The organism is Mycobacterium sp. (assembly GCF_049683355.1).
Taxonomy (GTDB): Bacteria; Actinomycetota; Actinomycetes; order Mycobacteriales; family Mycobacteriaceae; genus Mycobacterium.
Map to the genome: position 1 here is coordinate 1 of NZ_JBAUJB010000021.1, position 25603 is coordinate 25603.

The following is a 25603-nucleotide window of genomic DNA, read 5'->3' on the forward strand; positions in this document are numbered from 1 at the left end:
CCGCCGAAGCGCGCGCCCAGCCTGCCGCGGCCTGGGCCAGCGCGCCATCACCGAGACCGGCGAGCTGATCCGGCCCCGCCAACGAACCATCGAACATGTGTTCGATCATGTCAGAACCGACCGACAAGTCCCGTCGCCCTCGATAGCCTGGCCGGATGCTGGGACTGATGCAGGACAGACCGCTGATGATCTCCTCCCTGATCGAGCACGCGGCCGCGTTCCACGCCGACACCGAGATCGTGTCCCGGCTTCCTGAGGGGCACACGCGGCGCACCACCTGGTCACAGGTCAGGGATCAGTCCAAGCAGGTGGCCAACGCGCTGGCCGGCCTCGGGATCCAACAGGGAGACCGGGTCGGGACACTCGCGTGGAACAGCGATCGCCACCTGACGCTGTATTTCGGCGTGTCGGGTTCCGGGGCGGTCATGCACACAGTCAACCCGCGGCTCTTCCCCGAGCAGATCGTCTATATCGTCAACCACGCCGAGGACCGGGTGCTGTTCTTCGACGTGACCTTCGTGCAGTTGGTGGAAACCCTGGCACCCCAGCTCAACACGGTCGACACCTATGTCGTGATGACCGATCGCGCCCACATGCCCGACATCCCCGGGATTCCCGCGGATCGCCTGCTGTGCTGGGACGAACTCATCGGCACGCAGTCAACCCACTACGACTGGCCCGAGTTCGACGAGCACAGCGCGTCATCGCTGTGCTACACCTCGGGCACCACCGGGAACCCGAAAGGTGTTCTGTACTCGCATCGTTCGACGATGCTGCACACCCTGATGATCGCGGCGCGCGACGCCATCGACATCCACAGCGGCTCCAGGATCCTGCTGGTGGTGCCCATGTTCCATGCGAATGCGTGGGGGACCCCCTACACCGCGGCGATGGTCGGCGCGACACTCGTGATGCCCGGACCGCACCTCGACGGCGAATCCGTCTACAGCCTGATGAAGTCCGAGGGCGTCAACCAGAGCCAGGGGGTGCCGACGGTGTGGATGATGCTGTTCTCCTATCTCGACGAGCACCCCGAGATCGACCCGCACGAACTCGGATTGCGCGTCGCGGGCACCGGTGGGGCGGCCCTGCCACAGTCGATGATCGAGCGGTTCGACCGGGATTTCGGGGCCGAGTCGATGCAGGGCTGGGGGATGACCGAAACCAGCCCGCTGTGCACAATCGGCAGGCTGCTGCCCAAACACGAAGGACTCTCCGAAGAGGAGCGCACCCGCATCAGGCTGAAACAGGGCCGCGGCGTCTGGGGAGTGGACCTCAAGATCGTCGACGACGACGGCCACCGACTGCCCTGGGACGGAAAGGCGTTCGGCGAGGTGTGGGTCCGTGGTCCGTGGATCGCCAGTGGCTACTTCAAGGGCGAAGGTGGGGAGAAGCGCGACGGCGAGGGCTTCTTCCCCACCGGCGATGTCGCGACCATCGACCCCGACGGCTACCTGCAACTCGTCGACCGCGCCAAGGACGTCATCAAGTCCGGCGGTGAATGGGTGAGTTCGATCGACCTCGAGAACGCCGCGATGGGGCACCCGGCCATCGCCGAAGCCGCCGTCATCGGGGTGCCCCATCCAAAATGGCAGGAGCGACCGGTGCTCATCGCCGTGCTTCGCAAGGGGCACAACGCCACCCGGGAGGAGATTCTGGAGTACCTGGCCGGCGAGGTCGTCAAGTGGTGGCTGCCCGAGGACGTGGTGTTCGTCGACGAACTGCCCCACACCGCCACCGGCAAGGTCGTCAAGCTCAAGCTGCGCGAGCAGTACCGCGACCACACACTGCCGGGTTAACCGATCTGTGCGGAGATCTCGTCGATCGACCACGGCGGGGAGTCGTGATGGTCCCGGTAGGCCACGATCGCAGGGGTCTGGCGGTCGAACTTGCCGATGAATCCGCCTGCGGCGATGAAGATCTGACCGGTCACATCCTTGGCGAGATCACTGACCAGGTAGGCGTATGTCGGCGCGACGTACTCGGGTGGCGCGGCGTCCAGCGCGCCCTGCATGCTGACCTCGTCGAGCAGTCCGCGCCGGTTGAGCTCGGCGATGTGCGCCTCGTAGTCCGGTCCGGTGGACAGCCGGGTCTTGGCGCCGGGACACACCACGTTCGCGCGGACCCCGTGCTCCTTGAGTTCGGCGGCGATCGCCGCCGTCAGGCCGTTGACCGCGCCCTTGCCTGCCGGGTACCCGGTGCCGCCGTAGTCACCGAGGAAGGCGAACGAACTGGTGTTGACGATCGCCCCGGCCCCCCGCTGCACCATTCGCGGCGCTGCCGCGCGGCACATCTGAAATGCGGTGCCCAAGTGGGCGTCGATAAGCTCGTTGAACTGCTCGGTGGTGATGTCGAGGATCGACGAGCCTGCCGGTTCGGCGGTTCCCGCACAGTTGACCAGGATGTCGATGTGGCCGAACCGGTGGACACAGGTATCCACCAGCGCATCGGCCACCGACGGGTCGGAGGGCGAGCCCGGATGGGCGACGGCACCGGGAATGCGTTGCGCCGCTTGGGTGGCCGCCGCCTCATCGCGTCCGTTGACGACGACGCCGGCGCCGAGGGCCGCCAGAAGCTCGGCGACCGCCAGGCCGACACCGCGGGTACCACCGACGACAACCGCGCCGCGGCCTGCCAGCGGCTGGCTAATCCGCCTTCTCCGCGAACGTCATCGCATCCATGTTCCAGAAGCCACGCAGGTTCGTGATCAGCCCCGCGTCGTCGACGCGGTAGGTGAACACTCCCCGGACCGTGGCCACGAATCCATTGGGAAACGTGGTCTCCAGCACCAGGATGTAGGCGATCTCCGTCGGACTGCTCGACGGGAACGTCTCCTGGCAGGTGATGCGCAACTGGTTCGGTCCGATGTTGGCGTCGAAGAAGTCGGCGACAGCCGCCTTCCCGCGCACTCCGGTGCCGTCGGGGTTGGTGACGGCCTCGCCGATCGGATCCTCGATGACGACGTCCTCGGACATCAGCGCCAGCCAGCCGGCCTTGTCGCCGGACTGCACGCATCGCCAGGAACTCTGAGAGGCCGCGACCACCGGTGAGAGCTCGGTCTCGGTTGTGCTGTCGGTCATCCCGCTCTACCGATCGGCGTCGGTGTAGCGGATCACGCCACGGATGTTCTTGCCCTCCAGCATGTCCTTGTAGCCCTCGTTGATCTGCTCCAGCTTGTACTGCCGGGTCACCATGTCGTCGAGGTTGAGCCTGCCGGCTTTGTACATCGACAGCAGCTGCGGGATGTCGTAGTGCGGGTTGCCGCCGCCGAAGATGGTGCCCTGCAGGTTCTTCTGCAGCAGCGTCAGCATCGCCAGGTTCAGCGTGACGCTGGTTTCCATCATGTTGGCCACCGCCGTGACCACACAGGTGCCGCCCTTGGCGGTCATGTTGAGGTAGTTGTCGATGTCCTCACCCTTGAGCTCACCGGTGGTGATGATGGTCTTGTCGGCCATCTTGCCGTGGGTGACCTCGGCGACACCCATCATCGCCGATGCAAGGTCGGGGTAGACGTGCGTCGCGCCGAACTTGAGTGCCTGATCCCGCTTCCAGTCGACCGGGTCGATGGCGAAGATGTTGCGTGCACCGGCGTTGAGGGCGCCCTGCAGGGCGCCCATTCCGACGCCGCCGATCCCGGCGATCGCGACGTCGTCACCGGGGCGGACGTCCGCACTGCGCACCGCCGAGCCGTAGCCGGTGGTGACGCCGCAGCCCACCAGGCAGGCCACCTCGAACGGGATGGACGGGTCGATCTTCACGACCGAGCTCTTGTGCACCACCATGTAGGGGCTGAAGGTGCCCAGCAGCGTCATCGGGATGACGGGCTTGCCGTTGGCCGTGACCCGGTGGGTCCCGTCGGAGACGGCGGTACCGGTGAGCAGCAACGCGCCCAGGTCACACAGATTGCGCTGGCCGCTCTGGCACGTCGGACACTCACCGCACGACGGGATGAACGACAGCACGACGTGGTCGCCCGGGGCGATGTTCTCCACGCCGGGTCCGACTTCGGTGACGATGCCGGCACCCTCGTGTCCACCGAGCACCGGGAAGCCGGCCATCGGGATGTCGCCGGTCACCAGATGGTGGTCGGAGTGGCACATGCCCGCCGCTTCCATCTGAATCTTGACCTCGTCCTTGACGGGATCGCCGATCTCGATCTCCTCGATCGACCACGGCTGGTTGAAATCCCAGATCAGAGCGCCTTTGGTCTTCATCTCTCCTGCTTTCGACTAGAGCCTGTAGTTAAAGACTAGAGGCTCTAGTTAGCCATATCACAGCACCCCCAAGCAACCGCTTGGGTGGGAGCTACCAGATTGGGGTGGGGGCCTCGCCGAGCGGGTAGTAGCCGGGCAGCTTCTCGCCGGCAAGTGAGCGCTCGATTCGCTTCTGCATGGTGGGGGTGAGGTCCCCGGACTTGATCAGCTTCATGAACGCCTTCTGTACGTGACCGAAGTCGAAGAAGTCCCGCTGCCACTCGATCAGCAACTGGTCATCGTCCCCGACGGCGGCGAGCCGGAACCAGCTGCCGCCGATGCCGTAGATCTCGTCGCGGGTGCCGTCGCTCTTGTTGGCGACCTGCTTCCAGAAGCCGACGATCTCGTTCTGCTTCTCGTCGATCAGCGTCTTCTGGTACTCGTAGACCCAGTTCTCCAGGCCCTCCATCTCCAGGCCGAGGGCGACGTCGCGGATCTCGTCGCGACCGATGCACATGACGTCTTCCTTGGGGCCGATGTTCCAGCCGTAGGTTGCGTCGTCGGTGTAGAAGTCGGCCATCGGCTTCCAGTCACCGGCCGCCTCGGCATCGCGGTTGGCCTTGAGCCAACGGTCGGTCCAGGCTTCGAGTGCTTCCCTTGACGGCATCGTCAGTCCTTATCCTTGAGGGAAATTGCTTGGGTAGGGCACATCTCAGCTGCCCGCTCGACATCCTCGCGGATCTCGTCGGGCGGTTCCGGGTCGAGGATCTCGACGACACCGCGCTTGGGCACCCGGAACACATCCGGGGCTTCCAGTTCGCACATGGCGTGGCCCTGGCACAGGTCATCGTCGAGCTCCACGCGGTAACAACCCATTGGCTCAGTCCTTGACTCGCTTGCGGTAGCGGACCTTGGCCGGCTGAGCGAGCTGCACGACCATCGTGGAATGATCGTTGCGGTAGCTCTCCGACGGCTGCGACATCTCGAATGTGTACTCGCGCAACAGTACCGAGAATATCGCCTTGATCTGCATCTGAGCGAACGCCGCCCCGACGCAGCGGTGCTTGCCCGCTCCGAAGGGAATCCACGTCCACCGGTTGGCCAGGTCCTCCTGTCGCGGCTTCAGATAGCGGTCGGGGTCGAAATCGTCCGGGCTGGGGAAGTCCTCGGGAATCCGGTTGGAGACGGCAGGCGAGGCGGCCACCATCTGACCCTTGTGAATCGGATGGCCCGCCACTTCGAACTCGTCCTGCGCGCCGCGCATCAGGATGATGAGCGGCGGATGCAGGCGTAGCGTCTCCTTCTCCTCGGCCTGGTTCAGTTCAGCGTCGCTGGAGCGGAAGAAGAACTCGTTGGCCTCGGATCCGGACAGCATGACGACCTGCTTGCCGGCCAGCTGGAACCAGCCGACATCCCCGCACTCTTCGCGGATCCGGTTCATCAGGCCGATCGGACGGTCCGGAACTCCTCGAGATGGCCGTGTTCCTCTTCGCCACCGGAGACGCGGGGCACCACTGCTGTCGTCATGACTTCAGGTTCTCCTCGTTCAGGACAAGTTTCTGGCGGTCGGCGGGATCACTCGCCAGAGGGGCTTCGGGCTGCAGTTCCATGTTGGCGATGAATCCACCTCGGGGGGTCTCGGCGACGAAGGTGATGGCCCGCGCGAGGTCGGCGGCTCGCAGGAAGTAGTCGTGGCGGGCCTGACCCCATTTGGCCCAGTCCTCGAGGGCGGGGCCGATCAGGTCGGCGGGCAGGCTCCAGCCCATGCCGGTCTTGGTGGGTCCGGGGTGCACGATCGACGCCCGCACCCCGGTGCCCTCGAGCTCCATCTGGAGGTTGTTGACCATCGCGACCAGAGCCGCCTTGGCCGCGCCGTAGGCGCCCATGTGCGGGCGCTGCCGCAGCGCCACGTCGGAACCGACGAAGATCAGGTCGCCCCTCTGACGTTCGATCATTCCGGGCAACACCGCACCCGCGACCCGGTTGGCGCCGATCAGATGGATCTGGATCTGGGACTCGAACTGTTCGGTGCTGATGGCCTCGATCTTGCCGAAGTAGGTGTCACCCGCCCCGGCGACCAGTAGCTCGATCTCACCGAGCTCGGAGGTCACCTGTTCGACGCAGGACTTGACCGAATCCGGATCGGTGACGTCCAGGTGGACCGCGATGGCTTCGCCGCCGTCAGCGCGGATCTGCTCGACGAGCTCCTGGCACTTCTCCACCCGGCGCGCGCCCAGCGCGACCGGAAAGCCGTGCGCGGCAAGGTCGACGGCTGTCGCCGCGCCGATACCGGAGGAGGCGCCGGCCACCAGGGTGGGCCGGCGGTCGGGCAGTGGGTCGAAACGGGGCATCTGAGACCTTTCGGCCGTGCTAGCGGACCTGGACAGTGATCGGAAGATGGGCGAATCCGCGCACGCTGCTGGAATGGACGCGGACGGCGTTGGCCTCGTCGACCTCGTATCCACGGATCCGCTTGAACAACTCGGCAAGTGCCACCCGGGCCTCCATTCGCGCGAGGTGCGCGCCGAGACAGAAGTGGGCACCGCTGCCGAAACTCATCAACTTCGAACCGATCTCCCGGCCGATGACGTAGTCGTCGGGATTCTCGAAGACCCGTTCGTCGCGGTGCGCGGAGCCCGGAAGCAGAAGCACCACATCACCCTCGGGAATAGTGGTGTCGTACAGCGTCAGCTCACCGGACACCGTGCGGGCCAGGATCTGACTGGAGGTGTCGTAACGAAGCGTCTCCTCCACCCACAGCGGCACCCGCTCGATGTCCTCGTACACCGACGCCAGCTGATCGGGGTTGCGGTGACCCCAGAAAGCGGCATTGGCAAGGAGTTTGGTGGTGGTCTCGTTGCCGGCGATCACCATCAGGAACATGAAGCCGAGGATCTCGTCGTCGGTGAGCCGGTCTCCGTCGATCTCGGCTTCCAGCAGTGCCGACGTCAGGTCGTCGGTGAGTTGCTTGCGACGTTCTGCGACCATCGCCTGGTAGTAGACGATCAGGTTGATGGACGCCTCGACCGCCGCGGCGGGAACGTCGTTGACGCCTTCGTCGCGGTGCATCACCCCGTCCGCCCAGGCCCGCACCTGGTCGCGGTCGGCCTGCGGCACCCCCATCAACTCGGAGATGACGTCCATCGGCAGCTTGCCCGCGAAATCGTTGACGTAGTCCACGGTTCCGGCGCCGCTGCGGGCCTTCTCCAGCATCGTGTCCAGATGTCCGACGGTCAGCTCGGTGACCCTGGGCTCGAGCTCTCTGATGCGTCGTGGCGTGAAGCCCTTGGACACCAGGGCGCGAAGCCGCAGATGGTCGGGATCGTCCATCGCCAGGAAGGACATCGTCTTCGATGCGTGCGGCCCACGCGAGGCCGGGTCGAGCGAGACGCCGTAGGAGTTGGACAGGGTCGTGCTGTTGCGGAAGCCCTGGAGCACGTCGCGGTGCCGCGACAACGCCCAGAAACCGAGTTCTTCATTGCGGTAGAGGGGTGCCTCGTCGCGCAGCCGTTGGTAGTACGGATACGGATCCTCGTGGAAGTCGTAGTCATACGGGTCGAGGATGGCGTCGCTCACGGCGCCGCTGTTGGTGGTCATCGGTCCTCCCCGACGATGAGGCCGACCACATAGCTCATGCGGTCGGCGATCTGGTGATAAGTGAATGCCCCGCTGCCGGCGTTGACCAGCGCGCCGAAGAACGTCATCTCCAACGCGGCCGGCGTGCGCGGGTCGCTGTCCGGGCCGACGGCGGCGCGGATCCGGCGATGGATCTCGACGCCGATCCGTTCCCGTACCGCCCGCACGGCCGGATCGTTGCCCGACAGCAGTGCGGTGGTGCATGCCGCGGCGACCTCCGGCTCGTCGGCGAGCGTCAGCGTCATCGCCCGCAGCGTCTTCTCCACACGGCTGGCCCTGCTGTCGTTGACGTCGGTGAAGTACTCGACCTGCTGCATGAGGTCCAGGTAGACCTCTGCGATCAGGTGGTTCTTCGACGAGAAGTAGGTGTACGCCGTCGCCGGTGCGACCTTGGCCCGTGCCGCGACCGCACGCACGGTCAGATCGGCGTACGACGACTCGCGCAGCATCTCGACGCCGGCGGACAGGACTTTGCGAAAAGTCTCTTCCTGCCGCCGGTTACGAGGTGGTTGCCGCGCCTCATCTGAAAGCGCGGCCGCTGCATCACTGGACACATGTCCAAGTTATCCGACACGCCACCCGCAGGCAAGCGAAGTCGAAAAACGGCAGTTCAACAGGCTTGTTGCGGCAGCAAGCCTGCCCGACCTTGCCTCGCCCGGTGATCTGGGTCTATCGTTCGAAGGAAGTCAGTCGGACAGCTGTCCAGGGCGCATAGACTGTCCAGGGCGCATAGACAGGAGGTCGGATGCCAATCCTGGCCGATCGCGAGAGCCGGCTGCTCATCGACGGCAAGCTCGTCGCTGGCAGCTCGGGAACGTTTTCCACCGTCAATCCGGCGACCGAGGAGACGCTCGGCGTCGCGGCCGACGCGAGCGTCGAGGACATGAGCGCGGCGATCGAAGCCGCCCGGCGAGCCTTCGACGAGACGGACTGGTCCACCGACACCGCCCTGCGGGTGCGTTGTATCCGTCAACTCCAGGACGCGCTGTCCAAGCATGTCGAGGAGCTTCGGGAACTGACCATGTCCGAGGTGGGCGCGCCGCGGATGCTCACGTCGGCAGCCCAGCTGGAAGGGCCGGTCGCCGACCTGTCGTTCTCGGCCAACACCGCCGAGAACTACCAGTGGCGAACAGATCTCGGCATCGCATCGCCGATGGGGATCAAGACGCTTCGCACCGTCGCCCGCGAGGCCGTCGGCGTGGTCGGGGCGATCACCCCGTGGAACTTCCCCCACCAGATCAACTTCGCCAAGATCGGACCGGCGCTGGCCGCCGGCAACACCGTCGTCCTGAAGCCGGCGCCGGACACCCCGTGGTGCGCCGCGGTGCTCGGTGAGCTCATCACCGAGCACACCGACATTCCCGCCGGTGTGCTCAACATCGTCACCTCCAGCGACCACGGTGTCGGGGCACTGCTGTCGAAAGACCCTCGGGTGGACATGGTCTCGTTCACCGGGTCGACCACCACCGGGCGCGCGGTGATGGCCGACGGCGCCGCCACGCTGAAGAAGGTCTTCCTGGAACTGGGCGGCAAGTCGGCGTTCCTGGTCCTCGGCGACGCCGACCTGGCCGGCGCCTGCTCGATGGCGGCGTTCACCGCGTCGATGCATGCCGGGCAGGGCTGTTCGATCACCACCCGGCTGGTGGTGCCGCGGAATCGATACGACGAGGCCGTCGAGGCCGCCGCCGCGACCATGGGCGGGCTCAAGCCGGGTGACCCGACGAACCCGGGCACCATCTGCGGGCCGGTGATCTCGGCCAGGCAGCGCGATCGCATCCAGGAGTACCTGGATTCCGCGATCGCCGAGGGCGGCAGATTCGCCTGCGGCGGTGGCCGCCCCGCCGAGCGTGACGTCGGCTTCTTCATCGAGCCGACGGTGATCGCCGGACTGGACAACACCGCGAAGGTGGCGCGCGAGGAGATCTTCGGCCCGGTGCTGACGGTCATCGCCCACGACGGCGACGACGACGCGGTCCGGATCGCCAACGACTCCCCTTACGGCCTGTCGGGCACCGTCTTCTCGCCGGACCTCGACCGCGCGAACTCGGTGGCGGCGCGGCTGCGGGTGGGCACGGTCAACATCAACGGCGGTGTCTGGTACTCGGCGGACATGCCGTTCGGCGGATACAAGCAATCCGGCATCGGCCGGGAGATGGGGATCGCAGGTTTCGAGGAGTATCTCGAGATCAAAGCGATTGCCACGGCGGCACAGTAACTTCAGACGACGACGCTAGGAGACATGGGTGGCACTCTACGGAGACCAGTTCACGGAGAAGGTGGCCATCGTCACCGGAGCCGGCGGTGGCATCGGCCAGGCCTACGCGGAGGCACTCGCCCGCGAGGGCGCGGCGGTGGTGGTGGCCGACATCAACACCGAAGGAGCCCAGAAGGTTGCCGACGGCATCAAGGGTGAGGGCGGCAACGCGCTCGCCGTGCGGGTCGACGTCTCCGACCCGGATTCGGCCAAGGAGATGGCGGCACAGACACTTTCGGAGTTCGGCGGCATCGACTACCTGGTCAACAATGCCGCCATCTTCGGTGGGATGAAGCTCGACTTCCTGATCACCGTGGACTGGGACTATTACAAGAAGTTCATGAGCGTGAACCTCGACGGTGCGTTGGTGTGCACCCGCGCGGTGTACCGCAAGATGGCCAAGCGCGGCGGCGGGGCGATCGTCAACCAGTCCTCGACCGCGGCATGGCTGTACTCGAACTTCTACGGGCTGGCCAAGGTGGGCATCAACGGCCTCACCCAACAACTGGCCACCGAACTCGGCGGGCAGAACATCCGGGTTAACGCGATCGCGCCGGGCCCGATCGACACCGAGGCCAACCGCACCACCACTCCGCAGGAGATGGTGGCCGACATCGTGAAGAACATCCCGCTGTCGCGGATGGGCGAACCCGAGGATCTCGTCGGCATGATGCTGTTCCTGTTGTCGGATCAGGCCAAGTGGATCACCGGGCAGATCTTCAATGTCGACGGCGGACAGATCATCCGCTGATGAGCGCTTGCGCGAAGAGGAGACTCCGCTGATGAGCACGGAGTTGAAGCTCGGATACATCGGCCTGGGAAATCAGGGCGCGCCGATGGCCAAGCGCCTGGTGGAATGGCCGGGCGGGCTCATCGTGTTCGACGTGCGCATCGAGTCCATGACGCCGCTGGCCGAACTCGGTGCAACGCTGGCCGACAGCGTTGCCGACGTTGCGAAGGCCGACGTCATCAGCGTGACCGTGCTGACCGACGCACAGGTGCGTGACGTGGTGGGTCGGCTTGCCGACCACGCCAAACCCGGCACCGTCATTGCGATCCACTCGACGATCGAGCCCGACACGGCTGTTGAACTTGCTGAGCAGTTGCGGCCCAAGGGCGTTCACATCGTGGATGCTCCGGTCAGCGGTGGCGCCGGTGCAGCCGAGAAGGGCGAGCTCGCCGTCATGGTCGGTGCCGACGAGGATGCCTACGCCGTGGTCAAGCCGGTGTTCAAGCAGTGGGCGTCGATGGTGGTCCGGGCGGGGGAGACGGGGGCGGGAACCCGGATGAAGCTGGCCCGCAACATGTTGACCTTCGTCGGGTTCGCCGCAGCATGTGAGGCGCAGAAGCTGGCCGAGGCCGCGGGTATCGATCTGCAGAAGCTGGGTCGGGTGGTGCGGCACAGCGATGCGCAGAGTGGTGGGCCGGGTGCGATCATGGCGCGCGACGACACCAAGCCGTTGCAGCCCGACCACTTCCTGTACGACATGTTCGTCCACACCCGCGGTCTGGGCGAGAAGGATCTGGGGCTGGCACTGGGTCTGGGTGAGGCAACCGGGGTGCAGTTGCCGCTGGCAGAGATAGCGTTGCGTGACCTGGCCGCCGGACTCGGTGTGCCGCAGACGACTTCGACGACGAAGGAGTAGCCACATGGACGAGCTTCGACAAAAGGGCCTTGCCAAGATGAACGAGGTCTACGGTTGGGAGATGCCCGATATCCAGGGCGACCCCTACTTCGACCTCACCGTCGACCACCTCTTCGGCACCATCTGGACCAGACCTGGGCTGTCGATGCGCGAAAAACGGATGATGACTCTGACCTGCGTGACCGCGGTGGGCAACGCGGATCTGGCCGAGATCCAGGTGAACGCGGCGCTGCACAACGGGGAGCTCACCGGAGCTGAGCTCAAGGAGATGGCGGTATTCCTCACGCACTACCTGGGTTTTCCGCTGGGCTCAAAGCTGGACGGGGTGGTGAGCAAGGTGTTGGCAAAACGCAAGAAGGCAGCCGAGAAGGGCGAGTCCGAAGACAAGAAGGCCAACGTCAACGCGGCGTTGAACATGCACTCGGGAAGCAAGCTCGATGATGGCCAAGATCGATGATGAGTAGGTATGCCGCGCTGTCGCGCGAGGAGCTCGCCACGCTGGTACCCGAGTTGCTGTTGGTCGGTCAACTCATCGACCGGTCGGGAATGGCTCACTGCATCAGTGCCTGGGGCCGGGATGAGATGCTTCAGGTGGCCATCGAGGAGTGGGCCGCTTCGAGTCCGCTCTACACCAAGCGGATGCAAAAGGCGCTCAACTACGAGGGCGTCGACATCTTCACGTTGTTCAAAGGCCTGCAGCTGGACATCGGCGCCCCACCGCAGTTCATGGATTTCCGCTACACCGTTCATGACCGATGGCACGGTGAGTTCCACCTCGACGACTGTGGCGCACTGCTCGACCGACGTCGAGCCGATGGGCGAGGATTACGTCCACGGGATGTGCCATGACATCGAGGACCCGACGTTTGATGCCACGGCGCTGGCCATCAATCGCAAAGCCCAGGTGCGCCCGATCCACCGGCCGCCCAGGGTGCCGTCAGGCCAGCACCCGCACTGCCGGTGGACGGTGATCATCGACGAGTCCTATCCCGAGGTGCCCTTCATACCGGCGATGGACCTCGTCGCCGCCAGCCATGCACACTCGTGCGAACTCGAGCCCATCGACCCGAACGACGAAGGTATGGCCGACTATTCGGGTGAGTTGCTAGCCGACGTCGACTTCGGCGCGTTCTCGCACTCGGCATTGGCCCGGATCGCCGACGAGGTGTGTCTGCAGATGCAGCTGTTGGTGTTGTCCTTCACGATAGCGGTCGAGAAGCGCGCCAAAGACGATGTGGCGCTGGCGCGTTCGATTCGCACGAGGCAACTGATCGGCATTGCCAGTGTGGCCGCCGAGCGGATTCACAAGGCACTCAGGCTGTCCAGCGATGTCAAGGGTGCACTGCGGGTTCTCGAGTTGCACCCGTTGCTCAATCCCGCTGCGTATGTGTGGGCCGACGTCGCCCCCGACTCGCTGCATGTGCGCCGGTCACCGGCCCACGCGGATGATTCCTGGATCTCGCTGGTCTCGCCCGTGGCGGACCTGCCATTACAGGCTGTGGTCCAGGCGGTCGACCCGCATCTGCGCGCCGAGGTCTCAGGCACTGAATCCGACTGGACCGTGGGTATCGTCGAGACCGACACCGCGGCAAAGGAACTGCCCGAGGTTACGGTGTGCAAGTTCAGCGGCGGCGCATCGTGGGTGTTCGAGGATCGTAAGTCGTTGCCGCTGACGGTGGTGTGAGTGCGCTGCCCACCCACTTGCGTAGGTAGGCGCGCAGGTCGTCGGCCTGTCGTGGCGGGCGTCCCGGGTCGATGACAAACGACTGGATGATCCGCAGCAGATGCTCGGCCAGCTCGTCGAGATAGGCATCGTGACAACCCGCCGCAGTCCAGTCGACGTCGAGACGTCCCACCATGTCCCGGCCGAATCGCAGCGCGATGTCCGAGGTGACGGACTCGACGTGGGTCGCGCCGCCGGGGACCATCAGCAGACCGATGTACTTCTCCCGCGGCAGCCACTCCAATGCCGTGGCAACGGCTTCGGTGACGGCCTCCGCGGGATCGTGGATTCCCGACAGGTGCGCGGCCAGCCGGTCCAGGAAACCGTCGACGGCGTGCACCGCCGCGGCGACGAGCAGCGCCTCGGTGCTGGCGAAGTACCGGTAGACCGTCTGCCGGGTGACCCCCACGGTGCGGGCCACATCGGAGATGCTGAAGTCAGCGCCCTTGTTCTCGATCGCCTTGCCCGCGGCGGCGAGGATCCGCGCGACCGCCTCCTTATCATTGGCAGGCGCTGAACCGGACCAGCCGTGGGTGCGCACGAAGGAACCTTAGGCCACCCGTCGGCCCGGCCTCAGCGGTAGGCGACCTGCAGGTCTTTGACGCCGTTGATCCAGCCCGACCGCAGCCGCTGCGGCTCGGCGAGCTTGGTGATGTCGGGAATCTGGTCGGCGATCTCGTTGAACATCAGCTTGATCTCCATCCGCGCGAGGTTGGCGCCGATGCAGAAGTGGGCGCCGTTCCCGCCGAACGCCAAGTGCGGATTGGGGTTACGCAGGATATCGAATTCGAACGGCCGATCGAAGACGTCCTCGTCGAAGTTGGCCGAGCTGTAGAACAGGCCGACTCGCTGCCCCTCGGCGATCTTCGCGCCGCCGATCTCCACATCGGCGAGCGCGGTGCGCTGGAAACAGTGCACGGGGGTGGCCCAGCGGATGATCTCCTCGACCGCGCTGTCGGGACGCTCGCGCTTGAACAGCTCCCACTGGTCGGGGTTCTCCAGGAACGCATTCATGCCGTGGGTCATCGCGTTGCGGGTGGTCTCGTTGCCGGCCACCGCCAGCAGGATCACGAAGAACGCGAACTCGACGTCGCCCAAGGGCTCATTGGTCTCTCCACCTTCTTCCCCCAAGTCGGCCTGGATCAGCCTGGTGACGATGTCGTCGGCTGGACAGCGGCGGCGCTCCTCGGCCATGTTGTAGGCGTAGCCCATCAGTTCGGCGTTCGCGACGGTCGGGTCGGAGTCGAAGTCGGGATCGTCGGTGTTCATGATGCAGTTGCTCCAGTGGAACAACTTCTCGCGGTCGCCTTCGGGGACGCCGATGAGGTCGGCGATCGCCAGCAGTGGCAACGGCATCGCAATGTCGTCGACAAAGTTGCCGGAGTCTCTCTCCAACGCCGAACGCACGATGCTGCGCGCGGCGACGGCCAACTTCTCCTCCAGGGCGACGATCGCCCTGGGCGTGAACAGCCGCGAGACGATCTTGCGCAACCGGGTGTGCTCAGGTGCGTCGTGATTGATCAGCAGGGCCTTGGTCAGCTCGAGCTGGTCGGCGGTGACGCCGTCGGGCAAGCGCATCACCGCGCCCTTGCGGTTGGTCGACCACAGCGAGCCGTCCCGCGAGATCGCCTTGATGTCCGCGTGCCGGCTGATCACCCAGTAGCCGCCGTCGTCGAAGATCGACTCATCCTGGGCGTTCCACCACACCGGCGAGGTCTTGCGGAGTTCGGCGAACTCGGTGACGGGAATGCCCTTGAGCAGGACATCCGGGTCGGTGAAGTCATATCCGTCGGGCAGGAACGGGCAACTCTGCAGCCCGTCGTTCGCTGTGGTCATGTGGATTCACTCCTGATGTGACGTGCAGCACTTTCCCATGACCATACACCTGCTTGGCCAAGTGCATGGCCGATGGGGTTCGGACTTCCGGGTCGATGTGCGATTAGGGTGGGCTGCTGTGCACGTCCTGGTGGTCGGATCCGGAGCCCGTGAACACGCGCTGCTGCTCGCGCTGCGCCGAGACCCGGAGGTCGATGCGCTCACCGTGGCGCCCGGCAACGCGGGCACGGCGGCACTCGCCGACCAGTACGAGCTCGACGTGACCTCCGGTGAGGCGGTCATCGCTCTCGCCCGGCGCACCGGCGCCGACCTGGTGGTCATCGGACCTGAGGTGCCGCTGGTCCTCGGTGTCGCCGATGCGGTGCGCGCAGCCGGTATCGCCTGCTTCGGCCCGACGAAAGACGCCGCCCGCATCGAGGGGTCGAAATCCTTCGCCAAGGACGTGATGTCCGCTGCGGGGGTGCGCACCGCCGGCAGCGAGATCGTCGACAACCCCGCCCACCTCGACTCCGCGCTGGACCGGTTCGGCCCTGCGGGCGGGGACCCGGCATGGGTGGTCAAGGACGACGGCCTGGCGGCCGGCAAGGGCGTGGTGGTCACCGCCGACCGCGACGCCGCCCGCGCGCACGCCGCCAGCCTGCTCGAAGCCGGCCACCCGGTGCTGCTCGAGTCGTTCCTCGACGGTCCGGAGGTGTCGCTGTTCTGCGTCGTCGACGGAGAGACCGTGGTCCCGCTGTTGCCGGCACAGGACTTCAAGCGCGTCGGCGACGGCGACAGCGGACCCAACACCGGCGGTATGGGCGCCTACACCCCGCTGCCGTGGCTGCCCGACGAGATGACCCGCCGCATCGTCGACGAGGTCGTGAAACCTGTTGCGGCCGAACTCGTCAAGCGGGGCTGCCCGTTCTCCGGGCTGCTGTACGCCGGGCTGGCGATCACCTCCAACGGTCCGGCGGTCGTTGAATTCAACTGCCGCTTCGGCGATCCCGAGACCCAGGCGGTGCTCGCGCTGCTCGAATCCCCCCTGGGTCAGCTGTTGCGCGCAGCCGCCACCGGCGAGCTGGCCGGTCAGCCGCCGCTACGGTGGCGCGACGGCGCGGCCGTCACGGTCGTCGTCGCCGCGGAGAACTACCCGGGGCGCCCCAGGGTGGGCGACGTCATCCACGGAGCCGAGCCGGGCTCCGAGCGCGGCGGAAGCGTGCTGCATGCCGGTACCGCCCGTCGCGATGACGGTGCCGTGGTGTCCTCGGGCGGCCGAGTGCTGTCGGTGGTGGGCGTCGGCGTCGACCTGGCTGCCGCGCGCGACGCCGCCTACCGGCGGATCCAGTCGATCCGGCTGCCGGGCAGCCATTTTAGGACCGACATCGGCCTTGCGGCCGCGGAGGGGCGCATCTCCCTCTAGGCGGTGAGAAGCGGCGCGGCCCAGGTGAGCTCGCCGGTCAACTGCGAAGACCAGTACGACGCGTTGTGCCCGCCGGGAGAGAAACCGCCCGCCGGCGGCTCGGCCAACTGCGCGATGAACTGCTGTGTTGCCGGGTAGAACGGATCGTCGTAGCCGCAGTCGATTCGCAGCGGTATCCCGTCGAGCGCACCCGGGACCCACACGCTGTTGGCGGCATAATCTTCGGCGCCGTCAAACGCGCCCGGTGCCGCTGCCCCCGCCGACGTCCACAGCGCAGGGCTGACCGCGCAGACCGCGGCGGTGCGCCCGGCGCCCAACCGCGAGCCCAGCAGCATCGCGCCGTATCCGCCCATGGACCAGCCCAGAAAGCCCACCCGGGACGTGTCCAGGCCGTGGTCACCGAGAAGCGGGAGGAACTCGTCGAGCACCATCGCCCCGGAGTCGTCGCCGGAGGCGCGGCGGTGCCAGTAGCCGTTGCCCCCGTCGACCGCGGCGAGGGCGAACGGCGCGACGCCGGCCCGCACCGCGTCCGCCAGGAACCGTTCGGCGCCCATCGACATCACGGTCTGGGCGCTGGAATCCTTGCCGTGCAGCAGGATCACCGGCCGCAGCGGGGCCGTCTGGCCCGGCGGGCGGGCGATGATCCAGTTGGTCACCGTCCCGCCACGGGCAGCGGACACGAAGGATCCGGCGGCGTAGGTCGGAGCCGGGACGGGTGGTGCCTGCGGTGCCGGCGGTGCGCCTGCGGCCACTGCGGCGCCCAATACGTACCCGCCGGCGGCCATGACGCCGGTGCCCATCCCGATTTGCAGGAGCGCGCGACGGGTGATGGCGGGCATGGGCGCCATCATGCCATTGCGGTGGCCGGAGCAAAGCACGGTGATTAGTCGAAAGCCCGATGCCGAAACCTCCTGACTGGCACGATGCTAGAGGTGACGGCAGCAGTCACTCCCAAGGGAGAACGTCGGCGGTATGCGCTGGTCAGCGCAGCTGCCGACCTGCTGTGCGAAGGGGGCTTCGACGCGGTGCGACATCGTGCCGTCGCCCGCCGTGCCGGGTTGCCGCTGGCGTCCACCACCTACTACTTCTCGTCGCTGGAAGATCTGATCGCCAAGGCGGTGGAACATGTCGGTACCCGCGAGTCGGCGGAGTTGCGGGAGCGGGTCGCCACGCTGTCGCGCCGGCGCCGAGGCGCAGAGTCGATCGCCGACATCTTGGTCGACCTACTCGTCGGCGACAGTCCCGAACGGGTTACCGAACAACTGATCTCGCGGTACGAGCGGTTGATCGCCTGCGCCCGCCAGCCCAGCCTGCGTGACATCCAGCGGCGCATCCTCGCCCAGCGCACCATCGCCGTCCTCGAGGTCGTCGAACGGTCCGGCAGATCCGTACGCGCGGAACTGCTCACCGCTCTGGTGTGCGCGGTAGACGGTGCGGTGGTGGCCGCGCTCGTCGGGGACGGGGACGGGCCGCGTGCGACGGCCAGGGCGACCCTGATCGATGTGATCGACATGCTGGCTCCGTTTCATCCCCAGCGTTTGTGATCGACGAGGTTTGCGGTTGACCCTGCGCGGCAAGTCCGACTGACCCATTATGGATTTTCCAGCGAGCGGTCAGGGGAGGCGCGATGACGGAGTCCGGCACCGGGGCGAAGGTCAGTGATCAACAACCCGAGTTGAAGCGGGTGATGGGTCCCGGCCTACTGCTGCTGTTCATCGTCGGGGACATCCTGGGGACCGGTGTGTACGCGCTGCTCGGCGACGTCGCCGGCGAGGTCGGCGGAGCGGCATGGCTGCCGTTCCTGATCGCGTTCGGTGTCGCCACCATCACCGCGTTCAGCTATCTGGAGCTGGTCACCAAATACCCCCAGGCCGCGGGCGCAGCACTATACGCACACAAGGCTTTTGGGATTCACTTCGTCACCTTCCTGGTGGCGTTCATCGTGATGTGCTCCGGAATCACCTCGGCCTCAACAGCATCCAGGGCGTTTGCGGCGAACTTCTTCGAGGGTGTGGACTACGATGCGTCGAAAGTGACGGTGGCCGCGCTGGCCCTGCTGTTCATGGCCGGGCTCGCGGCGATCAACTACCGTGGGGTCGGGGAGAGCGTCAAGCTCAACGTCGTCCTCACCATCATCGAGATCACCGGCCTGATCGTGGTGATCATGGTCGGCTTCTGGGCTTTCACCGGTGGCGCCGACGTCGACTTCTCCCGGACGGTCGCCTTCGAAACCGGTGAGGACAAGAGCACCTTCCTGGCGATCACCGGTGCCACGTCGCTGGCGTTCTTCGCGATGGTCGGCTTCGAGGACTCGGTGAACATGGCCGAGGAGGTCAAGGATCCCGTCAGGACGTTCCCCAAGATCCTGCTCGGTGGTCTGTCGATCGCCGGAGTGGTGTACGTCCTGATTTCCATCGTGGCGGTCGCGCTGGTGCCGGTCGGTGAGCTCAAGGAGAGCGACACCCCGCTCGTGGAGGTCGTCAAGGCCGGCGCCCCCGGTCTGCCGATCGATGACATCCTGCCGTTCATCACGATGTTCGCGGTGTCGAACACCGCGTTGATCAACATGCTGATGGCCAGCCGGCTGATCTACGGGATGGCCCGCCAGCGGGTGCTCCCGCCGGTGCTGGGCTCGGTGCACCCCACCCGTCGTTCGCCGTGGGCGGCGATCATCTTCACCACGTTGATCGCGTTCGGCCTGATCACTTATGTGTCGACGTTCGCCAGCAGCAGCGCGATCTCGGTGCTGGGCGGCACCACGTCGCTGCTGTTGCTCGCGGTGTTCGCGGTGGTCAACGTCGCGGTGCTGGTGCTGCGGGGTGATGTGCAGAAGGCCGGCGGGCACTTCAAGACGCCCACCGCGCTGCCGATCATCGGGTTCCTGGTGTCGCTGTTCCTGGTCAGCCCGCTTTCGGGCCGGCCCCTTCAGCAGTACATCGTGGCGGGCGCGCTGGTCGCCACCGGCGTGGTGCTGTTCTTCATCACCCAGGCGATCAACAAGCAACTGGGTATCCGCGACGGTCACATCACCGATCCGACGCACCTGGGGGCGGGCCCGGATTAGCCAACGTCTCGTTGAGTCGCTGGAATCTGTTCTCCAGCAGAGCAATACGATCGCCGTTGCCGTCCAGCTGCAGGTACTGCGTGCCGAACACCGCCAACAGCACGTCGTCGAGCCTGCGCACCGCGCCCGCCGGGTAGCGGTAGCCCATCGCGTCGTTGACCGCGGTCGTGTCGACGCGGCTGAGGATCGCATCCACGCCGTCGACGGAGTCGATGCCGAGTTCGAGCAGCAGCCCCGCGATCCAGGCGTAGTGCTCGGTGCGTGACCATCCGGCGTCGGGGAACCGGTTGCCGAGATAGGTGGCCAGCACCGGCGTCGGGATGCGGGGGTCGCTGGTGGTCTGCGGCGCACGTTCCGACGGCACGGTAGAGCGGAGTCGCTCGCGGATCGCCGAGAACTCACGGTCGGCCAGTTCGAGCAGTCCCGCCGCCAGCGTGAAGCGCCGGTTCAGATCGGGTGCGTCCTCCTCGGGAACCGAGCCCTTGTAGCGGATGTCGTGCTCGAACTCGGCCCACGCGTGCTGGAGGATGGTCCGGACCTGGACCGAGGCCGGCTGTTGCTCACCTTCGACCGCGACGAGCAGGTGCCTGCTGGCGTAGCCCCAGCGGCCCTCGCTCGCCGTCTCGACCCCCATGTCCCGGTCGTCGAGCAGCCGCATCTCCTCCCCGAGCAGGTTGGCGACCGCGGCGACGTCGTCGCGTAGGTAGGTGATCACCCGCAGCCCGATCTGGTCGGTGATCTCGGAGAGCGGATCGGTGTAGAGCCGACGGCCCTCGACGGTGCGGTCCGCCTTCGCGGCGAACGACGCAACGGTCTTGGTGCGCGCCGTGACACTGAGGTAATTGATGCCGGCGTCGTCGAGCAGACCCATGACCTCCGACAGGTAGCGCCCGGTCGAGCGGGTCAGTGACGGCCGGCGCTCGGCATAGGTCGCGATCGCGTCGTGGATCGCGCCGGGCGTCGGCTCCGGTGGGGCCGGGACCAGGTCGGACGGCAACGTCGGGGTGATGATGTAGCCGGTCTCACCGTCGCCGTAGACCGTGACGTCCGACGGCCGGCGCACCGCGTACATGGCCACATACGCGCACATCACCGCGTCCACCGGGTCCTCGACCAGACGGAGTTCACTCTTGCGCTCGGCGTTCTCGGCGAGGTCGCGCAGCTTCGCCCAGTCCGTGCTGTCGGCCGTGCGTAGCGGCGGGTCGGTCTGCGAAAGCCCCTCGATGTGCTCCATCAGGCGCAGCAGCTCCGCGCGCAACTGAGCGACACTGCGGCCGGGCTTGGCCTTGTACTTCAGGGTCCTGCCGAGCCGGAACAGCGCCACCGTGGCCGGGTGCGGATACACCTCGACGGCGCGGCGCGCAGCCGTGGAGTAGGGGTCCATCTCGAGATCCAGCGCACTGGCGATGCGGGCACCGCGGGGGACGTCGGCGAACTCCGGCTTGCCCGTGTTGGACGGGTGGGCACCGGCCTGGAAGCGGCCGAAGTCAGCGTTGAGTTCCCGCTCGGCGGGGCGCTGTCCGGTCGGGTTGGTGACGATCAACGGAGCGTCGATCGCAACCAGGCAGTCGTCCTCGGTATAGGGGCTCAACGCGGCCCGGATGCTGGTGTCGTCGGTGGCCGAACCGGCGTAGACCAGCCGGCCGGCCTCGTCGATCCCGGCGACACCGGTGGGCTTGCGCTGGCCCCAGGCCAGGTCGAGACCGACGAAGAACATGGGGCCACTCTGCCGTATCGGCGCCTCGCGGGCGGCCTGATGGCCGGTCCGCCGCGCGGGCCTGTCGGCCCGATAGGCTGTGTTTTCGTGAGCATCCCGAACGTATTGGCCCAGCGCTACGCCAGCGACGAGATGGTGGCGATCTGGTCCCCGCAGGCCAAGATCGTCACCGAGCGGCAGTTGTGGCTGGCGGTGCTGCGCGCCCAGGTGGAACTCGGCGCGGGAAATTCGGACGTTCCCGACGCCGTTCTCGCCGACTACGAGCGGGTGCTCACCGACGTCGACCTGGAGTCGATCGCCGCGCGGGAACGGGTGCTGCGCCACGACGTGAAGGCGCGGATCGAGGAGTTCAACGCGCTTGCCGGGCACGAACACGTGCACAAGGGCATGACCAGCCGGGACCTCACCGAGAACGTCGAGCAGCTGCAGATCCGCCGATCACTGCAGCTCGTGCACGCCCACGGTGTCGCGGTGGTCGGCCGGCTCGCCGAGCGCGCCGCGCTCTACCGCGACCTGGTGATGGCCGGCCGCAGCCACAACGTCGCCGCCCAGGCCAGCACCCTCGGCAAGCGGTTCGCCTCTGCGGCCCAGGAGATGCTGGTCGCGTTGCAGCGCGTCAGCGAGCTCATCGACCGCTACCCGCTGCGCGGCATCAAGGGCCCCATGGGCACCGCGCAGGACATGCTCGACCTGTTCGACGGGGACACCGAGCGCCTCGCCGAGCTGGAGACGCGCATCGCAACTTTTCTCGGCTTCACCGAGATCCTCACCAGCGTCGGGCAGGTGTACCCGCGTTCGCTCGACCACGACGTGGTGTCCGCACTCGTGCAGCTCGGCGCGGGACCGTCGTCGCTGGCGCACACCATCCGGCTGATGGCCGGCCACGAACTGGTGACCGAGGGCTTCGCGCCCGGGCAGGTCGGGTCGTCGGCGATGCCGCACAAAATGAACGCCCGCAGCTGTGAACGTGTCAACGGTCTGCAGGTGGTGCTGCGCGGTTACGCGTCCATGGCCGCCGAACTCGCCGGCGCGCAGTGGAACGAGGGCGACGTGTTCTGCTCGGTGGTGCGCCGGGTCGCGATGCCGGACGCGTTCTTCGCCCTCGACGGGCAGACCGAGACCTTCCTGACGGTGCTCGACGAATTCGGCGCCTACCCGGCGGTGATCCAGCGCGAGCTCGACCGCTACCTGCCGTTCCTGGCCACCACCCGGATCCTGATCGCCGCGGTGCGGGCGGGGGTCGGCAGGGAGACCGCCTACGAGGTGATCAAGGAACACGCGGTCGCGGTGGCCCTGGCCATGCGCGAGCGCGGTGCCGAGCCCGACCTGCTGGACCGGCTCGCCGCCGACCCGAGGTTGCCGCTGGACCGGGCCGCGCTCGACGCGGCGCTGGCCGACAAGCAGGTCTTCACCGGGGCGGCGGGTGATCAGGTCGACCGCGTGGTCGCCGCGGTCGACGACCTGATCGGGCGCCACCCCGAGGCCGCCAAATACACCTCGGATGCGATTCTGTGAGCACCGCCACGGAGTTGGCCCAGATCGACTTCACCGATCTGGACAACTTCGCCGACGGTTTCCCGCACGACCTGTTCGCCCTGCACCGTCGCGTGGCGCCCGTCTACTGGCACGAACCCACCGAGAACACCCCCGACGGCGAGGGTTTCTGGTCGGTCGCCACCCACGCCGAAACCCTTGCGGTGTTTCGTGATCCGCACACCTATTCGTCGGTGACCGGGGGCACGCGGCCGTTCGGTGGCACGCTGCTGCAGGACCTGTCCATCGCAGGGCAACTGCTCAACATGATGGACGACCCGCGGCACGCCGACGTGCGCCGGCTGGTCAGCTCGGGTCTGACTCCGCGCATGATCCACCGCGTCGAGGACGACCTGCGGGCGCGGGCGCGTCCGGCTGCTGGACGATGTGACCCCTGGTTCGCCTTTTGATTTCGTCACCGACGTGGCTGCCGAGGTGCCGATGCAGATGATCTGCATCCTGCTGGGAGTTCCTGAATCCGAACGGCATTGGCTGTTCGAGGCGATCGAGCCCAGCTTCGACTTCGGGGGCTCCCGCAAGGCCGCCATCACCCGGCTCTCCGTCGAGGAGGCCAGCTCGCGGATGTACGCCTACGGTCAGGAGTTGATCGCCGCCAAGCGGGCACAGCCCACCGACGACATGCTTTCGGGCGTAGTCAATTCCGAGGATCCCGCCCTGTCGGACATCGAGAGCTACCTGTTCTTCAACCTGCTGTTCAGCGCGGGCGCCGAGACCACCCGCAATTCGATCGCCGGTGGGCTGCTCGCGCTGGCCGAGAACCCCGGAACGTTCGAGGCCTGCGTGCCGACCCGGAACTGTTGCCGACCGCCATCGAGGAGATGGTGCGGTGGACCTCGCCGTCACCGTCGAAGCGGCGCACCGCGACCCAGGCCACCACTCTGGCCGGACACCGCATCGAACCCGGGCAGAAGGTCCTCGTGTGGGAGGGCTCGGCCAACCGCGACGCCGCCGCCTTCGCGGACCCGACCGGTTCGACGTCTCCCGTAAACCGAACCTGCACTTGGGTTTCGGCCAGGGCGTGCACTACTGCCTGGGGGCCAACCTGGCGCGGCTGGAACTGAAGGTGCTCTTCGAGGAGCTGCTCGGCCGATTCTCTTCGGTGCACATCGCCGAGCCCGTGGAGTGGACGCGTAGCAATCGGCACACCGGCATCCGACACCTGATGGTCGAACTGCAGGCCTGAGCCGCCTACCCTGGAGCCACAGGGACGCCGGACAACCCGACCTGAGGGCCTCGGACGCTGATCGTGCCGCGGTGAGTCAGATTCTGGAGCAGGCCGTCGGGCAGGGCATGCTCTCGCTCGACGAGTACACCGAGCGGGTGGACGTCGTGCTCGCCGCCCGGACGCGCCGCGAACTGGACACCGTGATCGCCGACCTGCCCCACGTCCGTCGTCAGGCCGCGCCCGCACCTCCCGAAGTGCTGCGCAGCTGGATGTCGAGCATCACCCGCAAGGGGCAGTGGACGGTGCCACCGCGGCTGCGGCTGGTCACCAGGATGTGTTCGACGACGCTGGATTTCACGTCCGCGACGCTGCAGGGCCCGGTGGTGCAGATCGAGATCGACGACTATTTCAGCTCCAGCGAACTGATCCTGCCCGAGGACGCGACCGCCGACCTCAACGGCGTGGACAATGTCGGCTCGTCCACCTCGGTCAAGGTGGGGACGAGCCCGCCGTCGCACCGACTGCACGTCGTGGTCACCGGCCGGGTCCGGTTCGGCTCGCTGACCGCCCGGCACCCGCTGGGGACCACGCTGAAACGACTGCTGCGCTGACTCTCCGTGCCTCACCCCGCCGGAACTGTATTCCAGGAGCAAAAGTGCGGGTGAGCGCCTACTGGAATACCGTTCCGGCGGTCGCTTATTGGTGCTTGAGGCCGGCGGCGCGGATGCCGGACGCACGCAACTCGAGCGCGGCGAGCCCGCGGATCGCGATCGGATCCTGGTCTCGCCAGGCCCCCACCGGGTCGGTGCTGACCGCCGCCAGCTTGGCCAGGGGCCGGTTGGCGAGCGCGCGCAGCGCGAGTAGCTGTTCGCCGGCGGCGGTGGACGCCAGCGTGACGGCGGTCCACTTGCGCCGGAAGAACCGCACCCGCAGGAACAACCACGGCATCATCAGCGCGAGGATCGGGGGTGCCGCCACCGCGAGAGCGAGAAGCCATGCCAACCAGCCGGCCGTCACCCCCAGGGTCTGCCCGGCACCGGCGATCTCCCGGGCAGCATCGCCGGCGGCGGACAGCGGGTTGGCCAGCGAATCACCGATCAGGGGGATGTCGTCGGCGCTGTTGCCCGCCGAGTCGAGATTGCCCGCCACCCCGTTCGCACCGCTCTCCAGCTGGTAGCCGAAGTCGGCGATGATCGACACAGCGGAGTGCACCGCCATGCCGACCATCACCCAGATCGTCGTCCAGATGATCATCACGACGTCGCTGAACAGCTGCCACATCAGCCGACCGGGCGTTGTGGCGTAGGGGACCCACCGCGATTTCATGGGTTCGATCACAACACACCGGGGCCGTTAGGCTGGCCGAATGCGCCCCGCTCTGTCCGACTACCAGCACCTGGCCAGCGGCAAGGT

Annotated in this window: 23 protein-coding genes and 3 pseudogenes; 12 read left to right on the forward strand and 14 right to left on the reverse strand. The window is 66.8% G+C overall.

Annotated features, from left to right (window positions below; all coding sequences use genetic code 11):
• The first annotated feature begins 155 nt into the window (after nucleotides 1-155).
• Nucleotides 156-1799: a long-chain fatty acid--CoA ligase gene (locus tag WA944_RS01225; RefSeq protein ID WP_526371234.1), complete on the forward strand. Its 1644-nt coding sequence runs from the start codon at nucleotides 156-158 to the stop codon at nucleotides 1797-1799.
• Here the strand turns inward: WA944_RS01225 and WA944_RS01230 are convergent.
• The 9 genes and pseudogenes from WA944_RS01230 to WA944_RS01270 form a co-directional block, all read right to left on the reverse strand.
• Complete coding sequence (locus tag WA944_RS01230; protein WP_526371260.1) at nucleotides 1796-2650, reverse strand: SDR family NAD(P)-dependent oxidoreductase; 855 nt, start codon at nucleotides 2648-2650, stop codon at nucleotides 1796-1798. The genes WA944_RS01225 and WA944_RS01230 overlap by 4 nt on opposite strands.
• Complete coding sequence (locus WA944_RS01235; RefSeq protein ID WP_526371236.1) at nucleotides 2646-3080, reverse strand: nuclear transport factor 2 family protein; 435 nt, start codon at nucleotides 3078-3080, stop codon at nucleotides 2646-2648. Before WA944_RS01235 ends, WA944_RS01230 begins: the two co-directional genes overlap by 5 nt.
• Nucleotides 3081-3086: 6 nt before the next feature.
• On the reverse strand, nucleotides 3087-4214 hold the full coding sequence (locus WA944_RS01240; RefSeq protein ID WP_526371238.1) for an NDMA-dependent alcohol dehydrogenase: 1128 nt from the start codon (nucleotides 4212-4214) through the stop codon (nucleotides 3087-3089).
• Nucleotides 4215-4305: 91 nt separating this feature from the next.
• Nucleotides 4306-4860, reverse strand: coding sequence for a nuclear transport factor 2-like protein (locus tag WA944_RS01245; protein ID WP_526608021.1), 555 nt, complete (start codon nucleotides 4858-4860; stop codon nucleotides 4306-4308).
• A 2-nt stretch (nucleotides 4861-4862) separates the two neighbouring features.
• Complete coding sequence (locus WA944_RS01250) at nucleotides 4863-5069, reverse strand: ferredoxin (RefSeq protein WP_370330356.1); 207 nt, start codon at nucleotides 5067-5069, stop codon at nucleotides 4863-4865.
• A 4-nt stretch (nucleotides 5070-5073) separates the two neighbouring features.
• Nucleotides 5074-5720, reverse strand: a pseudogene (locus tag WA944_RS01255) (cytochrome P450).
• Nucleotides 5717-6544 carry an SDR family oxidoreductase gene (locus tag WA944_RS01260; protein ID WP_526371244.1) on the reverse strand — a complete coding sequence of 276 codons (828 nt, stop codon included), beginning with the start codon at nucleotides 6542-6544 and terminating at the stop codon, nucleotides 5717-5719. The pseudogene WA944_RS01255 and the gene WA944_RS01260 overlap by 4 nt, the downstream one beginning before the upstream one ends.
• A 19-nt stretch (nucleotides 6545-6563) precedes the next feature.
• Entirely contained in the window at nucleotides 6564-7790 is a 1227-nt protein-coding gene (locus WA944_RS01265) for a cytochrome P450 (RefSeq protein ID WP_526646125.1), read from the reverse strand.
• Nucleotides 7787-8383, reverse strand: a complete 597-nt coding sequence (locus tag WA944_RS01270) for a TetR/AcrR family transcriptional regulator (RefSeq protein ID WP_526371248.1) — start codon at nucleotides 8381-8383, stop codon at nucleotides 7787-7789. The genes WA944_RS01265 and WA944_RS01270 overlap by 4 nt, the downstream gene beginning before the upstream one ends.
• 191 nt (nucleotides 8384-8574) lie before the next feature.
• On the opposite strand from WA944_RS01270, the gene WA944_RS01275 reads away from it, so the two are divergent.
• From WA944_RS01275 to WA944_RS01295, 5 genes and pseudogenes are all read left to right on the forward strand, one after another.
• Nucleotides 8575-10044, forward strand: coding sequence for an aldehyde dehydrogenase (locus WA944_RS01275; RefSeq protein ID WP_526371250.1), 1470 nt, complete (start codon nucleotides 8575-8577; stop codon nucleotides 10042-10044).
• A gap of 28 nt (nucleotides 10045-10072) precedes the next feature.
• Nucleotides 10073-10834, forward strand: coding sequence for an SDR family oxidoreductase (locus WA944_RS01280; RefSeq protein WP_163894896.1), 762 nt, complete (start codon nucleotides 10073-10075; stop codon nucleotides 10832-10834).
• A 31-nt stretch (nucleotides 10835-10865) separates the two neighbouring features.
• On the forward strand, nucleotides 10866-11729 hold the full coding sequence (locus tag WA944_RS01285; RefSeq protein ID WP_526646127.1) for an NAD(P)-dependent oxidoreductase: 864 nt from the start codon (nucleotides 10866-10868) through the stop codon (nucleotides 11727-11729).
• Nucleotides 11730-11733: 4 nt separating this feature from the next.
• On the forward strand, nucleotides 11734-12186 hold the full coding sequence (locus WA944_RS01290) for a carboxymuconolactone decarboxylase family protein (RefSeq protein ID WP_526371254.1): 453 nt from the start codon (nucleotides 11734-11736) through the stop codon (nucleotides 12184-12186).
• Nucleotides 12183-13413, forward strand: a pseudogene (locus tag WA944_RS01295) (hypothetical protein). Before WA944_RS01290 ends, WA944_RS01295 begins: the two are co-directional and overlap by 4 nt.
• Here the strand turns inward: WA944_RS01295 and WA944_RS01300 are convergent.
• Nucleotides 13352-13993 carry a TetR/AcrR family transcriptional regulator gene (locus tag WA944_RS01300; RefSeq protein WP_526371256.1) on the reverse strand — a complete coding sequence of 214 codons (642 nt, stop codon included), beginning with the start codon at nucleotides 13991-13993 and terminating at the stop codon, nucleotides 13352-13354. The pseudogene WA944_RS01295 and the gene WA944_RS01300 overlap by 62 nt on opposite strands.
• A 32-nt stretch (nucleotides 13994-14025) precedes the next feature.
• Entirely contained in the window at nucleotides 14026-15288 is a 1263-nt protein-coding gene (locus tag WA944_RS01305) for a cytochrome P450 (RefSeq protein WP_526371258.1), read from the reverse strand.
• A gap of 118 nt (nucleotides 15289-15406) precedes the next feature.
• On the opposite strand from WA944_RS01305, the gene purD reads away from it, so the two are divergent.
• Nucleotides 15407-16690, forward strand: coding sequence for a phosphoribosylamine--glycine ligase (gene purD / locus WA944_RS01310; RefSeq protein ID WP_526608009.1), 1284 nt, complete (start codon nucleotides 15407-15409; stop codon nucleotides 16688-16690).
• On the opposite strand, the gene WA944_RS01315 is transcribed toward purD, so the two are convergent.
• Nucleotides 16687-17538 carry an alpha/beta hydrolase gene (locus WA944_RS01315; RefSeq protein ID WP_526608006.1) on the reverse strand — a complete coding sequence of 284 codons (852 nt, stop codon included), beginning with the start codon at nucleotides 17536-17538 and terminating at the stop codon, nucleotides 16687-16689. The genes purD and WA944_RS01315 overlap by 4 nt on opposite strands.
• A 75-nt stretch (nucleotides 17539-17613) precedes the next feature.
• Here WA944_RS01315 and WA944_RS01320 point away from each other — a divergent pair, with 75 nt between their 5' ends.
• Both WA944_RS01320 and WA944_RS01325 read left to right on the forward strand, forming a co-directional pair.
• Nucleotides 17614-18234, forward strand: coding sequence for a TetR/AcrR family transcriptional regulator (locus WA944_RS01320; protein WP_526375670.1), 621 nt, complete (start codon nucleotides 17614-17616; stop codon nucleotides 18232-18234).
• Between the two features lie 83 nt (nucleotides 18235-18317).
• Nucleotides 18318-19754, forward strand: a complete 1437-nt coding sequence (locus tag WA944_RS01325) for an amino acid permease (protein WP_526375668.1) — start codon at nucleotides 18318-18320, stop codon at nucleotides 19752-19754.
• Here WA944_RS01325 and relZ read toward each other — a convergent pair.
• Nucleotides 19717-21471: a bifunctional ribonuclease/(p)ppGpp synthase gene (relZ, locus tag WA944_RS01330; RefSeq protein WP_526646129.1), complete on the reverse strand. Its 1755-nt coding sequence runs from the start codon at nucleotides 21469-21471 to the stop codon at nucleotides 19717-19719. The genes WA944_RS01325 and relZ overlap by 38 nt on opposite strands.
• Before the next feature lie 87 nt (nucleotides 21472-21558).
• Here relZ and purB point away from each other — a divergent pair, with 87 nt between their 5' ends.
• The 3 genes and pseudogenes from purB (at nucleotide 21559) to WA944_RS01345 (ending at nucleotide 24801) form a co-directional block, all read left to right on the forward strand.
• Complete coding sequence (purB, locus tag WA944_RS01335; protein WP_526607999.1) at nucleotides 21559-22986, forward strand: adenylosuccinate lyase; 1428 nt, start codon at nucleotides 21559-21561, stop codon at nucleotides 22984-22986.
• Nucleotides 22983-24208 (forward strand): annotated as a pseudogene (locus WA944_RS01340) (cytochrome P450). Before purB ends, WA944_RS01340 begins: the two are co-directional and overlap by 4 nt.
• On the forward strand, nucleotides 24205-24801 hold the full coding sequence (locus WA944_RS01345; RefSeq protein ID WP_526372240.1) for a DUF1707 domain-containing protein: 597 nt from the start codon (nucleotides 24205-24207) through the stop codon (nucleotides 24799-24801). Before WA944_RS01340 ends, WA944_RS01345 begins: the two are co-directional and overlap by 4 nt.
• Nucleotides 24802-24886: 85 nt before the next feature.
• On the opposite strand, the gene WA944_RS01350 is transcribed toward WA944_RS01345, so the two are convergent.
• Nucleotides 24887-25516 carry a hypothetical protein gene (locus tag WA944_RS01350; protein WP_526372238.1) on the reverse strand — a complete coding sequence of 210 codons (630 nt, stop codon included), beginning with the start codon at nucleotides 25514-25516 and terminating at the stop codon, nucleotides 24887-24889.
• Between the last annotated feature and the right edge of the window lie 87 nt (nucleotides 25517-25603).